At 55.0% G+C, this 15,209-nt stretch carries 9 protein-coding genes and 4 pseudogenes; 1 reads left to right on the forward strand and 12 read right to left on the reverse strand.

Annotation, left to right across the window (positions count from 1 at the left end; genetic code table 11):
- From CS369_RS06495 to lolC, 12 genes and pseudogenes are all read right to left on the reverse strand, one after another.
- Positions 1-1,452: pseudogene (locus tag CS369_RS06495) on the reverse strand (protein adenylyltransferase SelO).
- 89 nt (positions 1,453-1,541) lie between these two features.
- Entirely contained in the window at positions 1,542-2,267 is a 726-nt protein-coding gene (locus CS369_RS06500) for an EAL domain-containing protein (RefSeq protein ID WP_196906459.1), read from the reverse strand.
- A 126-nt stretch (positions 2,268-2,393) separates the two neighbouring features.
- Positions 2,394-3,412, reverse strand: a pseudogene (locus CS369_RS06505) (lipoate--protein ligase A).
- A gap of 57 nt (positions 3,413-3,469) precedes the next feature.
- A complete protein-coding gene (locus tag CS369_RS06510) occupies positions 3,470-3,937 on the reverse strand; it encodes an NlpC/P60 family protein (protein WP_196906461.1) in 468 nt (155 codons plus the stop codon).
- Between the two features lie 138 nt (positions 3,938-4,075).
- Positions 4,076-4,827 (reverse strand): annotated as a pseudogene (gene btuD, locus CS369_RS06515) (vitamin B12 ABC transporter ATP-binding protein BtuD).
- Positions 4,828-4,859: 32 nt separating this feature from the next.
- A complete protein-coding gene (locus CS369_RS06520) occupies positions 4,860-5,411 on the reverse strand; it encodes a glutathione peroxidase (RefSeq protein WP_196906463.1) in 552 nt (183 codons plus the stop codon).
- Positions 5,412-5,434: 23 nt separating this feature from the next.
- Positions 5,435-6,359, reverse strand: a pseudogene (btuC, locus tag CS369_RS06525) (vitamin B12 ABC transporter permease BtuC).
- Positions 6,360-6,482: 123 nt separating this feature from the next.
- Complete coding sequence (cobB, locus tag CS369_RS06530; RefSeq protein ID WP_196906465.1) at positions 6,483-7,313, reverse strand: Sir2 family NAD+-dependent deacetylase; 831 nt, start codon at positions 7,311-7,313, stop codon at positions 6,483-6,485.
- Between the two features lie 78 nt (positions 7,314-7,391).
- Positions 7,392-8,306 (reverse strand): N-acetylglucosamine kinase, encoded by a 915-nt coding sequence (nagK, locus tag CS369_RS06535; protein ID WP_196906467.1) that lies wholly within the window; start codon positions 8,304-8,306, stop codon positions 7,392-7,394.
- Between the two features lie 52 nt (positions 8,307-8,358).
- Positions 8,359-9,606 carry a lipoprotein-releasing ABC transporter permease subunit LolE gene (gene lolE, locus CS369_RS06540; RefSeq protein ID WP_196906469.1) on the reverse strand — a complete coding sequence of 416 codons (1,248 nt, stop codon included), beginning with the start codon at positions 9,604-9,606 and terminating at the stop codon, positions 8,359-8,361.
- A complete protein-coding gene (gene lolD, locus CS369_RS06545; protein WP_196906471.1) occupies positions 9,603-10,310 on the reverse strand; it encodes a lipoprotein-releasing ABC transporter ATP-binding protein LolD in 708 nt (235 codons plus the stop codon). The genes lolE and lolD overlap by 4 nt, the downstream gene beginning before the upstream one ends.
- The gene (lolC, locus tag CS369_RS06550) at positions 10,303-11,505 is read right to left on the reverse strand and encodes a lipoprotein-releasing ABC transporter permease subunit LolC (RefSeq protein ID WP_196906473.1); all 1,203 of its coding nucleotides are present in this window, start codon (positions 11,503-11,505) and stop codon (positions 10,303-10,305) included. Before lolC ends, lolD begins: the two co-directional genes overlap by 8 nt.
- A gap of 136 nt (positions 11,506-11,641) precedes the next feature.
- Between lolC and mfd the strand changes: the two genes are divergently transcribed.
- Positions 11,642-15,091: a transcription-repair coupling factor gene (mfd, locus tag CS369_RS06555; protein ID WP_196906475.1), complete on the forward strand. Its 3,450-nt coding sequence runs from the start codon at positions 11,642-11,644 to the stop codon at positions 15,089-15,091.
- Positions 15,092-15,209: the final 118 nt, after the last annotated feature.

The raw sequence follows: 15,209 nt of genomic DNA on the forward strand, positions 1-15,209 counted from the left end.
CTAGCTGGAACAAGACACTTCCAACGCTTTACCCCACGCTGGCGGTTCTGCCGCCAGCGATTGGCATTCGGGCTGTTCATCATATGGACGAGAAAGCGCCTGATGCAACTGCGTTAACAGGCCTACATCATCCTGCTCTGCTGCTTCAATCGCCTGCTGCGCCAGGTAGTTACGCAGGATATATTTCGGATTAGCCGCTTTCATGCTGTGCTGACGTTCAGCGTCACTCTGCGTCTCCTGCGCCAGACGTGCACGATAGTCGCGAAACCAGGCATCAAATGCGGCTCGGTCGATAAACAGGTCACGCAGCGGCAATTCGGCCTGCTGCACGTTGGTATCGCTCAGCAGACGGAAAGTGCGGGTATAGTCACTGCGCTCACGCGCCATCAAGTTCAGCAATCCCACCAGCAGATCGTTATCTCTGGCATCCGCATCGAAAAAACCCAACTTGGCGCACATCAGTTGACCAAAATGCGCCATCAGGGCCGGTTCATAGCAACCCAGCGCGGTTTCAAGTGATTCCACCGACAACAATCCAGAGAGTGCCTGCGCCAAGCGATGCAAATTCCACAGTGCTACTGCGGGCTGGTTGTCAAAGGCATAACGACCGTGGTAATCGGAGTGATTACAGACAAAGTCAGGTTGGTAGTCATCCATAAAACCGTAGGGGCCATAATCGAACGTCAGGCCAAGGATCGACATATTGTCCGTGTTCATTACGCCGTGGGCGAACCCCATCGCCTACCAATGGGCAACCATGCGCGCCGTGCGTTCGACTATATCGGTAAACCAAAGCGAGTAGCGTTGTTCATCGTGCTACCACTGTGGCCAGTGGTGCGTGATAGCGAAATCGGCCAGTTTTTTCACCTGCTCCGGCTGACGCGCATAGTAAAAATGTTCAAAATGCCCAAAACTTAGATGACTTTCGGCAACACGCATCAGCATCGCACCCTGCTCCTGCTGTTCGCGCTGAACGGGTTCATCGCTGGTGACGATCGCTAAGGCGCGCGTGGTAGGAATGCCCAGATGATGCAGAGCTTCCGACGCGAGAAACTCGCGAATCACCGATCGCAGCACCGCGCGACCGTCTCCCATGCGAGAATAGGGAGTCAACCCTGCCCCTTTCAGGTGCCACTCCATACTAGAGCCGTTCGCCAGTCGATGCTCACCCAGCAAAATCCCCCGCCCATCGCCCAATTGTCCGGCCCATACGCCAAACTGATGGCCACTATAAACCTGCGCCAACGGCAGCATACCGGGCAGCAGCGTCTTTCCTTGCCAGATATCAATATGTTCAGGCTGAAACCAACGGTCAGGCACCCCTAATTGCTCCGCCAGTTCCGCGCTGTTATACAGCAAGCACGCCCCCTGCAACGGTGTGGGCGAAAGCGCCGTGTAACATCCGGGCAAGGCGTCATGGTAGTGATGGGTAAATCGTAATCCCTGTGTCATCGTCGTTCTGTCACTCTACTGCGTCTGTCAAACTTGAGTGTAGAACGCCAACAGGGAAATAAACACGGAGGAAATGCAGGGGTACTGGTTTACGCGGCCGGAGTCAGTTCCTGCTCCAACGCATCCAGCGGGATGGCAGGCCACAGCTTGCCTTGTATCGCATCCACCTTGAGGTGATGCACTTTTTTCAGATGCTCGAGTGTATCAATCCCTTTAGCGATCACCCCGAGGCCCTGCTGGTGGTTTTTCATCACGTTAAGCAACGGGTCCATGATCAGATTCGGTGCCGGACGCGAAAGAATATCCCATACCAGTTTAGGATCGATTTTCACATAGCTCAGCAAACCATCGTGGAACGCCTTGAGGTTTACCTTGCCTGCACCGAAATTATCCAGCCACAGAGGAAACATGTTACTGAGCTCAGTGATATCACGGTTTCCTTTGCCTTCACCAAGGTGAGGATACGCCTCGTTAATTTCCAGATGAACAAAGGGTAACGCGCGGATCGCGTTGCGGCGTGGAATCGATGCCATTAGCAGTTCGGCGCAATGCTTCTCAATGCGCCACACCAACAAAAACCGGTGCAGTTTGAGCCACTCCGCTTTGCGTTGGATGATATCGATTTGTTCATCCAGCAACGCCAGTTTTTGCGCCGTGGTCAACATACTCGTCAGGATATCGCCAGGCACGGTGAGTTTGCAATCCGCACTATTGAAACACCCAGTCATTTCCAAGGCCAACAGCCTCTCATCCCGGCTATAGATGGGCCAGAACAGGTATTCACTTTGGTAGTCAACGTCTAACGTGATTTTCATGATCGATGTCTGCGGAGATAAGCGTTCACTATCCTCTAGCGCCAACGATGAGCGCTCAACAATCCCTTTTTCATTATCCTGATGCTCCCCTTACAGTGATGTCACGCTGTTAACGAATATCCTGCTTTACCGGATATTCTCAGCCAACCACGCATTCACCTGTTGCAGCTCAGGCTGTTGTTCGGGAAAGAGTTCAAACAGTGCTTCGCCCGCCGAGATAATGTCGGACACACGGTATGCACAGCCTTGCAAGGCCTGCGCCAGTGCTTCTAGCGGCGCGGGGTTCAGGCTGTCCGTAAACAGCTGGCTGCGCGTGATGACACCGCGATCGACATCCATGTGCAGTTCAATACCCCCCCCCACGGGAAACGGGTATCCAACGTATGGGTAAAATCCGGTGCCTGGCCGAAATTCCATTCCCAACTGCTTTGCTTGGCAAACTGTTCACGAAAGCCGGGAAGATCGGGCATTTGCTCGGGTGAGATATGTTCAGCCGTGCAACTGTCCGCATAATAGGCAAAAAACGCGTCACGCACCGCCTCACACACTTGAGCATGATCGACCATCGGCAACAGTTTCACCAGATTGGCAACCCGGGAGCGAACTGAGGTAATACCTTTGGCCTGTAATTTTTTCACATCCGGGTTGAGGTAATTTGCCAAACGTGAAAGATCGGCATTGAGCAACAGCGTACCGTTATGAAAGCCACGATCCTTGGTTTCCCGGTAGGCCGACCCCGAAACCTTACGTTAACCGTCAGGCGTAGCCACCACCAGATCGTTACGCCCTGAAGCCAAAGCCGCTACGCCTAGCGCGGTCAGCGCATTAAGAATGATGGCGGTTGAAACGCTTTTATCGTAACCCGGTTTTCCGGCCATAAAGGTAAAGCAGCTGTTGCCCAAATCGTGAAAAACGGCACCGCCACCGCTGCTGCGACGCGCTAGCTTGATGCCATCTTCCTCCATCTTGCGCGTATTGCACTCTTTCCACGGGTTTTGCGCCCGACCAATCACCACGGTTTCCGCATTGCGCCAGAGAAACAGCACGTGCTGCGTGGGGGACATTTGGCGAAAGATGCACTCTTCGACAGCCAGATTAAACCAGGGATCGTAAGAGTCAGACAGCAACAAACGGAGTGAAGACATTGAGGCTCCATGCGCAAACGACCTGCCGACATCGACAGTCGTTACTTGAGAGTGGAATCAGATTCGGCGCGCCTGCCAGTAGGCCCGCTTCCAGTAGACGTTATCCAATGACGATCGCATTACACCCTGGCTGGTCGAGGCGTGAATAAACTGATCGTCTTTATCATAAATACCCACATGCAATCCGCTACTGCCGCTGCCGGTTTTGAAAAACACCAAATCGCCCGGCAACAGGTCGTCCCGGTCAATGCGGGAACCCAATTCCGTTTGCGCTTCGGTGGTGCGCGGCAGTTGCATACCAAAACGATCGCGAAAGGTTAAATAGATAAAGCCAGAACAATCGATACCACGGTGATCCAGCCCGCCGTAGCGATACGCCGTGCCACGCCACTGAGTGAGCTGTTCGTTAAGTTGGCTTATTACCATGATGGAGTCGCCCAGACGCGGGTTAGGCAGTGGAGCACGATGGCTGCTGCACCCAACCAAAAACAAACTTGCGATCAGCAACCCCTGAATCAAGCGCATCTGCGGTATCCTGCGAATATCGGTTCGTTTTGTTGTTCACCGCGCCCTGCGGGGAATATCACGCTATCAGAATGATATTACTGCCCAATTTAGCGTTGATTTCACTGTTTTGGCAAGCCTGACGCGGTAAATGACCGGTTACTCGGACACCGGCACCAGCCAGTCGCTCTCGCCAACTCGATGGCGTTGGAAATCGATGCCGAAAACCGGTGCCAGTCGTTCAGGCTGCATGACGTCTGCTGCATCGCCAGCATCAATCAGCTTACCTTTTGAAATCAACCAGATATCATCAGCCTGCTGTAAGCTGTGATTTAAGTCGTGGGTGCTGGCTAGCACAATCAGCCCTGCCTGACACAACACTTTCAGCATGGCATCAAGCGCTACGCGTTGCGCCACTTCCAGACCAGTGGCGGGCTCATCCAGCACCAGCAGGCGAGCATAAGGATTCAGCGAAGGCCACACCTGCAAGAATACGGCGGCAAGGCGTACACGTTGCCACTCACCGCCGGACAGCTCCGTCAACGGACGCGTCAATTTATCCTTTAACATCAGACGCGTGGCAAGTTGGGCAACCACTTCATCGACCGCCATGACACTCACCTGCTTCGGCTGGTGCAGTGCCAGATACTGGAAGACGGGCATCAAGGCACTGGGGTTTTGCTGCTGCGACAGATAAGCGCGACGCAACGCCAGATCTCGCGCAGACAAATCGGCATGCCGTCCAGTTCCACCCGCCCTTCGCCGTCCAGCAGCCCGGAAATCCGTGCCAGCAACGTGCTTTTCCCTGAACCATTGGGTCCGACCACGTGAATCAACCGACTGGCATAGGCGCTGACGCTGATGGGTTGTAAACGCGCCCGCAGGCAACGTGGTTCAGACGCAGTGCGCAGGGAACGTGATGCTTTATCTCTTGCGTCAACAATTACTCGGCCACCGCAGCATCAATGGCGTTAAGAATCATTTTGTCATCCGGGCCGATATCGGGCGAGAAACGTTGGATCACCTGACCATTGCGCCCGATCAGGAATTTTTCAAAGTTCCACAGAATATCTTCAGGATGCTTGGGCGCCCGACCTTTATTAAGTAAACGCTCATAAAAACCGCTAAGCAGATTTCCCTTGGCTTTGGGCTGTGCGGCAATCAGGTGACGGTACAGGGGATGGCGTTGCTCGCCATTTACCTCAATCTTGCTGAACATCGGGAACTGCACGCCAAAGGTGGCACGGCAAAATTCCTGAATCTCAGCGTCACTGCCCGGCTCTTGTCCGGCTAACTCATTGGAAGGAAACCCCAGTACCACCAAGCCGCGCTCGCGATAGGTTTCATAGAGTTTTTCCAATGCATCGTACTGTTTGGTTAAACCGCATTTGGAGGCCACATTAACAATCAGTGCGACTTGTCCCTGATAAGTGCCAAAGGTGGTCGCCTCGCCGTTAATGGTGGTCAACGGGATTGCATAGATGTCGTTACTCATAGTCACCTTCCTGTTGTACGTCATTAGGTTACATTTACCGGATTACTCCGGCGCAGCAGCAACCAGATAAACAACGGTGCGCCGAGCGTCGCGGTGATCACACCGATGGGCAACTCGGCCGAGGGGATCATTACGCTCGCCATGTTGTCAGAGAGCGAGAGCGTCATGGCACCCGCCAGCCCGCAACCCGTCAGCAAGTAGCGTTGATCGGTCAACCCCATCAGGCGCAGCGCGTGGGGGACAATCAGCCCGACAAACCCGATAACACCGGCCAGCGCAACGCTAATCCCCACCAGAATGCCCACCACCAGCACCAAAAGGTTACGCCAGCGATAAACAGAGATCCCCAACTGCCGCGTCTGAATCTCACCCAGCGAAAGACGGTTGAGCGTCTGTCCCTGACGGCTTAACCACGCCAGACAAGGTAGCAATGCCACCATCAACCACCCGTAGCGCCAGTCAATGCCGCTGAATCCGCCCAGCATCCAATACATCAGTTGGCGTAGATCCAGACTGGTACTGAAATAGACGACCCAAGTCATCACTGCGCTGCACACAATCCCCAGCGCCACACCAATCAGCAGCAAACGCGCATTAGAAATGTGACGTCGGGCAAAATGTAATAGCAAGAATGTGGTGGCTAGCGCCCCCACAATAGCGCCAACGCTCAGCACCCAGACGGGTTGCAACCCTTGCCCCAGCAGGACACCAAGCACCAGCGCCACGCCTGCGCCATTAGCAACGCCCAACAAGCCCGGCTCTGCCAGTGGGTTATCGAAAATAGCCTGCATCACCCCACCATGCCCAGGGCATCACCCAACGATCGCCAGCACATAACCCGATGATCACGGTCACCGCCGCCAGTAGCGCCAACACCACAATGCGTTGACGGTCGTGATAACGCTGGCGTAAAGGTAACAGCGAGTATCCCTTGTTCAATGACTGCATAACGCTATCCTGTACACTGCAGTCACACCCGCAAACTCAACTCTGCTTAACTCGACCGTCATTTCGTGTAGCGTCACTGCACGCCGTTCATCTCGCTAAGGCATTCCAGGTGCCGAGTAGCGATCAAAACGCCACTTTACGCCGCCCTGTCAACCAAGCGCCGACAAACTCTGGCACCACTGCCGTCGCCGCGCCGTAGATTTTTTCATCAAACTGGCTCTCTACCTGACTCGGCTCAAGATTCAGTTCTATGGTGTAAGCACCATGGGTGTGCGCTTCATGAACGAATCCCGCCGCCGGATAAACATGACCGGAAGTTCCGATAGCGATGAAATAATCGGCTTGCGCCAGCGCCTGATAGATACGTTCCATACCAAGAGGCATTTCTCCGAACCACACCACGTGCGGGCGCAGTCGCGCGGGAAACTGGCAACAATGGCAGCGTTCATCGGCAGCGATATCACCGGTCCAGTCGATAACCTGTCCACTCTGGCAACAGCGCACCTTAAGCAATTCGCCGTGCATATGAACAACCCGCTGGCTGCCCGCACGCTCGTGCAGATTATCGATATTTTGTTTCACCAACAGGAAGTTATCTCCGAGCGCCGCCTCAAGATTGGCTAACACCAAATGCGCTGCGTTGGGCACCACCTCTGGCTGCTGCAACTGCTTACGGCGCGCGTTGTAAAATGCCTGTACCAGTTGCGGATCGCGTTGAAACCCTTCCGGCGTAGCGACATCGCCCACCGGGTGCTCTTCCCACAGGCCATCCGCCGCACGAAAAGTGCGAATGCCGGATTCCGCTGAAATCCCGGCGCCGGTCAGCACCACCACACGCGAACTTTTTGATTCATTCACGGCCAGATAATCCTTATGGAAAATACGTGAACGCAGACGCTGCTGACGCAGTCGCTTTCCTTGATGAAACCGGATCATCCTTTGGCGCGTATGCATGTCTGCTCCTGTGAAAGCTGGGTGGAAAGAGTGTAACGCTGCCTGCTTGATTGCCAATAAGCGTGTATCGCTAAAAAACTACTGCGAAGAAAAGTGCAGCAGAACCGCGCCCCGAACGCCACCTGCATCGCCATAGCGCGCCTTCTCAATGCGCTGTAAGCGCGCAACCGGCAGCAAATACTCAGGCAACCGCGCCGGGAGAAACTGGTAGATCTCATCAAAATTAGACAAACCGCCGCCCAGCACCAGCAAGTGGGGGTCAAACATCGTCAACAGATTCCCCACGCAGGCGGCAAGCACGCTCATATAGCGATCAACGTGCGCCAGCGCGTTTGCCTCACCCGCCCGATAGTTGCGAATAATGGTGACAGTATTAAGACTTTCGCCATAGGTATGCACATAAAGCCATTCAAAACCTCGGCCAGAAATATAGTTTTCAATACAGCCAGATTGACCACAGCCGCATTTCACCCGAGGGATATCCTCCCCCATAATATCCAGCGCATCCACCGGTAGACGGAAATGGCCGAATTCGCCAGTAATGCCGTTGCGACCATCAATCACTTCGCCGTTAATCACCAGACCGCCACCGACACCGGTGCCAAGGATCAGCCCCAACACCACATGATACTGACGGAATTCACCCTCCCAAGCTTCCGAAAGGGCAAAGCAGTTGGCATCGTTGGTCATGCACACATCACGCTGTAACAGGCGTTGCAAATCCGCCTGTAGTGGTTTTCCCATGGTTGCAGGCAGGTTAGCAGTAAACAGCGCACCATCATCCCCCCCACGCATACCGGGAATGCCGACGCCGACGGTCCCCTGTTTGCCCGTCAACGCATCGGCTTCCTGCGTGAGTGCAGCAAAGGCCGCCAGCAACGCATCATAGTCATTACGCGGCGTAGGCACTCGTTTTTGCCATACGGATCTCATATCCGCATCAAAGACCCCGACTTCAATCTTACTGCCGTCCAGATCAAAACCATAAAACATGGCTCACTCCTCTGTGGCTGAATAGGTTATGCGATTGCAAGGGGCCGTAGCGCTATTGCCCGCTTAACACGCAAGCGGGCTCAATACGGCTGGCGCGCCGTGCCGGATACCAACTAGCCAGCAAGCTCAACGCCACGGCGGTGAGCAGTACCAGAACCACATCCATCATGCGCAATTCTGACGGCAGAAAATCGATAAAATAGATATCGCCCGACAGAAAGTGGTGTCCGGTCAGCGATTCAATCCCGCGCATGATCGCACTCAGTTGCAGCGTCGCCACCACACCAATCACGGCACCGATCACGCAGCCGAGCAGGCCTGCCAGCAGCCCGTACCAAATGAAAATGGCGTGGATAAGACCGTCGCTCGCCCCCAAGGTGCGCAATACGGCGATATCGCTGCTTTTGTCTTTCACTGCCATCACCAGCGTGGAAACAATGTTAAAACAGGCAACGCCAATCACCAGTACCATCGCTAAATACATGATAGTCCGAATCATTTGGATGTCGCGGTACATGTAACCGTAGGTGCCAATCCAGTCACGAATATAGATATAGGTGTCGGTCACTTTCCCTGCGTCACGCACCAGTTTGCTGGCGGCAAACACGTCATCGACCTTGATGGCTATGCCGCTGACATCATCCCCCATGTCAAGATACTGCTGCGCGTCAGCCAGCGGGATCAACGCCAGACTGTGATCGAGTTGCCCGCTGAGTTGCAGAATACCGCTCACGTGCAGGCGAATGCGCTTCGGCTGCAACAGCTTCATTTGCGGATCGCTATTGGGGATCATCACCGTCACCCAATCCCCGGTTTTTACCTCAAGCGCCTGCGCAACGCCCTTGCCGAGAATAACCTGCTGCTCACCCGCTTTGAAATTTGCCCACGCGTTTCCTGCCACGAACGTGGGCAAAATACTGAGGCGTTGTTCCTGTTGCGGATCGACGCCTTTCATCTGTATCGCGCGCAGTCTGGCACCGCTCTCCAGCAGCCCGGTAAAATGCACATAGGGCACAGCGGCAACAATACCAGGCACCTGCTCAATTTTAGGCAACATGTTCTGCCAGCCGGTGAAGGGGGGATTGACCGGTTCCATTTCACCATGAGGCACCACTGCCAAAATACGATTTTTCAATTCACGTTCGAAGCCGTTCATGGCGCTGAGGCCGACGATAAGCACCGCCACCCCGAGCGCAATACCGATGGTGGAGATCACCGAAATCAGGGAAACCATACCACCGCGCCGACGGCCCCGGCTAAAACGCAGCCCAATCAGCAGGGAGAGCGGGGGAAAACTCATTGCGCGGCTCCCATCAGGGTTAACTCTTGCTGAAGTTGCCCGTCACGCATTTTCAACTGGCGACACAAACGCGCAGCTAGCGACAAATCGTGAGTCACCACCAGAAACGCGGTGCCCTGACGCACGTTTAATTCTCCCAGCAGTTCAAAAATGGTATCCGCCGTGCGCTGATCGAGGTTACCCGTAGGCTCATCCGCCAACACCAGCGATGGGTTATTCACCACCGCACGGGCGATGGCCACGCGCTGACGCTCCCCACCGGACAATTCGCTGGAACGGTGCTCGCGCCGTGCATCCAGCCCCACGGCGGCCAGCATAGCACGCGCCTGATCCTGCGCCTGCGCGGGCGGCGTGTTGCCAATCAGCAGTGGCATCGCCACGTTTTCCAACGCGGTGAAATCCGGCAGTAAATGGTGAAACTGGTAGATAAAGCCTAGTTCACGGTTGCGCAACGCCGATTTAGCGGCGGCGGAGAGTCCACTGAGCGCCTGGCCTTTGAAGATAACATCACCCGTTGTGGGCGCATCCAGCCCGCCCAGCAAATGCAACAGGGTACTTTTCCCCGAACCGGAACTACCGACAATCGCCATCATTTCGCCGGCTTGCATGCTGAATGTCACATGACGCAGCACGTCGGTGGACAGCTTCCCTTCCTGGTAGGTTTTGCACAGGTCATTACATTGCAACAACAGGGAATCATTCATAGCGTAAAGCCTCTGCAGGGTGAACGGCGGCGGCGCGCCAGGAAGGATAAAGGGTAGACAGCAGAGCAACGATCATCGCCACCAGCGCGATGGTCACCACCTGCACCGCATCAATATGAACGGGTAGCGCGGCACCATCCAGCAACAGCCCCAATGCCGGGATCAGCGTATTAAGCTGGCTAGCCAGCAGCGTACCGAGCACTGCGCCCAACAGCGCGCCAACCACCCCGGCGCTTCCCCCCTGCACCATAAACACCGCCATAATCTGGCGTTGAGTCAGCCCCTGCGTTTGCAAAATGGCCACCTCACCCTGCTTTTCCATCACCAACAACCCCAACGACGTAATGATATTGAACGCCGCGACGGCGACGATCAGGCTCAACAACAGCCCCATCATACTTTTTTCCATGCGAACGGCCTGAAACAGTTCGCCCTTGCGCTCACGCCAATCTTTCATCACCAATCCTTGTGGCACTGGCTGCGCACTGAACGCCACAATATCCAACGGGTTTTCCAGCCACAGGCGCCAGCCGGTTATGTGCCCGGTCGGGTAACGCATCAGACGCGACGCATCCTGCTGATTCACCAGCATCTGGTAACCATCCACTTCGCTACCTGCGGCAAAGGTACCTGCTACGGTAAACAAGCGCTGGCTGGGAATGCGCCCCATTGGCGTGAGTTGGCTAGCACCAGTGACCATAATACGCAGTTGTTCACCGCGTTTAACCCCAAGTTGAGAGGCCAACTGCTCGCCAAGGATCATCTGGTATTCACCCGCTTGAAGTTGAGTGAGCGAGGTATTTTTCAAAAAACGCGACAAAGGCTCAGGTTCATCGGGATTAATGCCCAGTATTACTCCGACTGCCACACTGCGCGCGCTTTGCAACACCACTTCGCCCGTGGTGATTGGGACTATGCGCGTTATGCCCTGTAAGGTGCTCAAGGATGATGCAGGCAATGCCTGTGGGTCGAGTGAACCGCTCGCTGTGGTCACCACCGCCTGCGGCATCAATCCCAGGATGCTCTCCTCAAGCTCCTGTTCAAATCCGTTCATCACAGACAATACGGTCAGTAGCGCCATGACGCCTAACGTGATGCCAATGGACGATAACCAGGAGACAAATCGCCCAAATCGATCCGATGCTCGCCCACGCATATAACGCAGGCCAATAAATAAAGCGACAGGTTGATACATGAAATCCGTCTGGATAAGGTTGCTAAAGCAAAGTGATCAAGGATAATAAAGGGTCATATCACTTTATGGAACCCTACCCCGCTTTCTACACTGCTTTTTCTTATGCTGGAACGGGGCAACACCAGATATTCGGAATATGCCTGAAAAAAATCGCTATGCTCTGCCCGTAAAAGCGGGTGAACAACGTCTGTTAGGCCAACTAACCGGCGCTGCCTGCGCCGTCGAGTGTGCCGACATCATTGAACTCCACGCCAGGCCGGTTGTGCTTATCGCACCCGATATGCAAAATGCGCTGCGGCTACGCGATGAACTTCAGCAGTTTACGGCGCATCCGGTCACCACGTTGTCTGACTGGGAGACGCTGCCTTACGACAGTTTCTCTCCGCATCAGGAGATCATCTCGGCGCGTCTCTCCACACTGTATCACCTCCCTGAAATGACCCGCGGCGTGCTGGTGTTGCCGGTCAATACGCTAATGCAGTTGGTGTGCCCGCGCACCTTCCTGCACGGTCATGCGTTGATGGTGAAAAAAGGACAACGCCTGTCGCGCGATAAACTGCGCGCGCAGTTGGAGCAGGCAGGCTATCGCAGTGTCGATCAGGTGATGGAACACGGGGAGTTCGCCACGCGCGGTGCGCTGCTGGACCTTTTCCCCATGGGCAGTGAAGAGCCCTACCGCATCGATTTTTTCGATGATGACGTAGATAGCCTGCGCGTATTTGATATTGATAACCAGCGCACGTTGCACGAAGTGGCACAAATCAGCCTGCTGCCTGCGCATGAATTCCCTACCGACAAAAATGCCATCGAACGCTTTCGCAGCCAGTGGCGCGAAACCTTTGAAGTGCGTCGTGATGCCGAGCATATTTATCAACAGGTCAGCAAAGGCACCTGGCCTGCGGGTATTGAATATTGGCAGCCGCTGTTTTTTGAACAGCCGCTCAGCACGCTGTTTAGCTATCTCCCCAGCAATACGCTGCTGGTTAACACGGGCGATCTTGAAGCAAGCGCTACCCGCTTTTGGGCCGATATTCAACAACGTTTTGAAAGCCGACGCGTAGACCTGATGCGTCCTCTGTTAACGCCGGACGCCTTGTGGTTGCGAGTCGATGCGTTGTTCAGCGAACTGAAAGCCTGGCCGCGCGTTCAGCTCAGCAAAGAAACGCTGACGGAAAAAGCAGCGCACCGCAACCTCGGTTACCAAACGCTGCCGGACATAGCCATCCAGCACCAGCACAAAGCGCCGCTGGATGCACTGCGACGTTTTTTGGAAGGTTTTAACGGACAGGTGATCTTTTCCGTTGAAAGCGAGGGGCGTCGTGAAACCCTTCAGGAATTACTGGCACGCATCAAACTGGCACCAACGCCAATTACCCGGTTGGATCAGGCGGACAAACCCGGCGCTTATCTGATTATCGGTGCCAGCGAGCACGGTTTTATCGACACGCTGCGCCAGCGCGCCTTGATCTGTGAAAGCGATCTGCTCAGCGAACGCGTTGCACGTCGACGTCAGGACAGCCGTCGCACCATTAATACCGATACACTGATCGGCAACCTGGCCGAACTGCATCCGGGCCAGCCGGTGGTGCATCTGGAGCATGGCGTTGGGCGTTACGTCGGCCTCACGACGCTGGAAGCCGGTGGCATCACCGCAGAGTACATGATCCTGACCTACGCAGGGGAAGATAAACTCTATGTTCCGGTTTCGTCATTGCACCTTATCAGCCGTTATTCCGGTGGAGCCGATGAAAATGCGCCATTACACAAACTGGGCGGCGATGCCTGGTCACGCGCGCGGCAAAAAGCGGCGGAGAAAGTGCGTGATGTGGCAGCCAAACTGCTGGATATCTACGCGCAGCGCGCAGCGAAAAGCGGATTTGCCTTTAAGCACGATCGCGAACAATACCAACTTTTCTGCGAGGGGTTCCCGTTCGAAACCACGCCGGATCAGGCGCAAGCCATCAATGCCGTGCTGAGCGATATGTGTCAGCCGCTGGCAATGGACCGGCTGGTGTGCGGTGACGTCGGCTTCGGTAAAACCGAAGTCGCGATGCGCGCCGCGTTCCTCGCGGTGGAAAACCACAAACAGGTAGCCGTGCTGGTGCCGACCACTCTGCTGGCACAACAGCATTACGACAATTTCCGCGATCGCTTTGCCAACTGGCCCATTCGTATCGAAATGCTCTCCCGTTTCCGCAGTGCCAAAGAACAGACGCAGGTGCTGGAACAAACTCAGGAAGGCAAGGTAGACATTCTGATTGGCACCCACAAACTGCTGCAAAGTGACGTGCACTGGCGCGACCTAGGGCTGCTGATTGTGGATGAAGAGCACCGCTTTGGCGTGCGCCACAAAGAGCGTATCAAAGCGATGCGTGCCAACGTGGATATCCTGACGTTAACCGCCACGCCGATCCCGCGTACTCTGAACATGGCGATGAGCGGGATGCGCGATCTTTCGATTATTGCCACCCCCCCCGCGCGCCGTCTGGCGGTAAAAACCTTTGTTCGCGAATATGATGGCCTGTTGGTGCGTGAAGCGATGCTGCGTGAAATTCTGCGCGGCGGACAGGTTTATTACCTCTACAACGATGTAGAAAACATCGAGAAAGCCGCTCAACGCCTGGCGGAGTTGATGCCTGAAGCGCGTATCGCCATTGGTCACGGCCAAATGCGCGAACGGGATCTGGAACGGGTGATGAGCGATTTTCATCATCAGCGCTTTAATGTACTGGTGTGCACTACCATCATCGAAACCGGCATCGATATTCCCAGCGCCAACACTATCATCATTGAACGCGCCGACCATTTCGGGTTGGCCCAGTTGCACCAGTTGCGTGGGCGCGTCGGACGTTCGCACCATCAGGCCTATGCCTATCTGCTGACGCCAAATCCGAAGGTAATGAGTACCGATGCGCACAAACGGCTGGAAGCCATCGCGTCACTGGAGGATTTGGGTGCAGGCTTTGCACTGGCAACCCATGATTTGGAGATTCGCGGCGCGGGTGAACTGCTTGGTGAAGATCAAAGCGGGCAAATGACTACCGTCGGTTTTTCACTCTATATGGAGCTGCTGGAAAGCGCGGTCGATGCGCTCAAAGCCGGGCGCGAACCCTCTTTGGAAGATCTGATCAGCAGTCAAACCGAGGTGGAATTACGCCTGCCGTCCTTGCTGCCGGAGGCCTTTATCCCTGACGTCAACACGCGATTGTCGTTCTACAAGCGCATTGCCAGCGCCAAGGACGATAACGCATTGGAAGAGCTGAAAGTGGAACTTATCGATCGCTTTGGTACCCTGCCGGATGCCACGCGCCATCTGTTGCAGATTGCTGCGCTGCGCCAGCACGCGCAATCGCTGGGCATCAAACGTATCGAGGGCAACGAAAAAGGCGGATTTATCGAGTTCAGCGCCCATAACCGGGTCGATCCTGCACACCTGATTGGCCTGTTACAGCGCGATCCCCGCGTCTATCGTTTGGATGGCCCTACCCGCTTGAAATTTATTAAAGACCTCAGCGAAAGGCCACAGCGTATCGATTTCATTGCTGGACTTCTGACTGACATGGCTCAGCATACCTTGGCGGCATAAGCCTGCACAGTGGTGGCTACTATCACTTAGCCACCACTCTGTGCGGGGTTGGATATAACGTAAACGCACTGCACTAAAACTAACGTTAGGGAAACAACAACGTCAGTAAAAGGCCCAT

This window comes from Candidatus Symbiopectobacterium sp. 'North America', from assembly GCF_015762685.1.
Classification (GTDB): Bacteria; Pseudomonadota; Gammaproteobacteria; order Enterobacterales; family Enterobacteriaceae; genus Symbiopectobacterium.

What these genes read in the sequence shown, in the direction of transcription:
- lolE (WP_196906469.1), bottom strand. Translation starts at nt 9,606, where the DNA reads ATGAGTTTTCCCCCGCTCTCCCTGCTGATTGGGCTGCGTTTTAGCCGG.
- nagK (WP_196906467.1), bottom strand. Translation starts at nt 8,306, where the DNA reads ATGTTTTATGGTTTTGATCTGGACGGCAGTAAGATTGAAGTCGGGGTC.
- lolD (WP_196906471.1), bottom strand. Translation starts at nt 10,310, where the DNA reads ATGAATGATTCCCTGTTGTTGCAATGTAATGACCTGTGCAAAACCTAC.
- CS369_RS06520 (WP_196906463.1), bottom strand. Translation starts at nt 5,411, where the DNA reads ATGAGTAACGACATCTATGCAATCCCGTTGACCACCATTAACGGCGAG.
- cobB (WP_196906465.1), bottom strand. Translation starts at nt 7,313, where the DNA reads ATGCATACGCGCCAAAGGATGATCCGGTTTCATCAAGGAAAGCGACTG.
- lolC (WP_196906473.1), bottom strand. Translation starts at nt 11,505, where the DNA reads ATGTATCAACCTGTCGCTTTATTTATTGGCCTGCGTTATATGCGTGGG.
- CS369_RS06500 (WP_196906459.1), bottom strand. Translation starts at nt 2,267, where the DNA reads ATGAAAATCACGTTAGACGTTGACTACCAAAGTGAATACCTGTTCTGG.
- mfd (WP_196906475.1), top strand. Translation starts at nt 11,642, where the DNA reads ATGCCTGAAAAAAATCGCTATGCTCTGCCCGTAAAAGCGGGTGAACAA.
- CS369_RS06510 (WP_196906461.1), bottom strand. Translation starts at nt 3,937, where the DNA reads ATGCGCTTGATTCAGGGGTTGCTGATCGCAAGTTTGTTTTTGGTTGGG.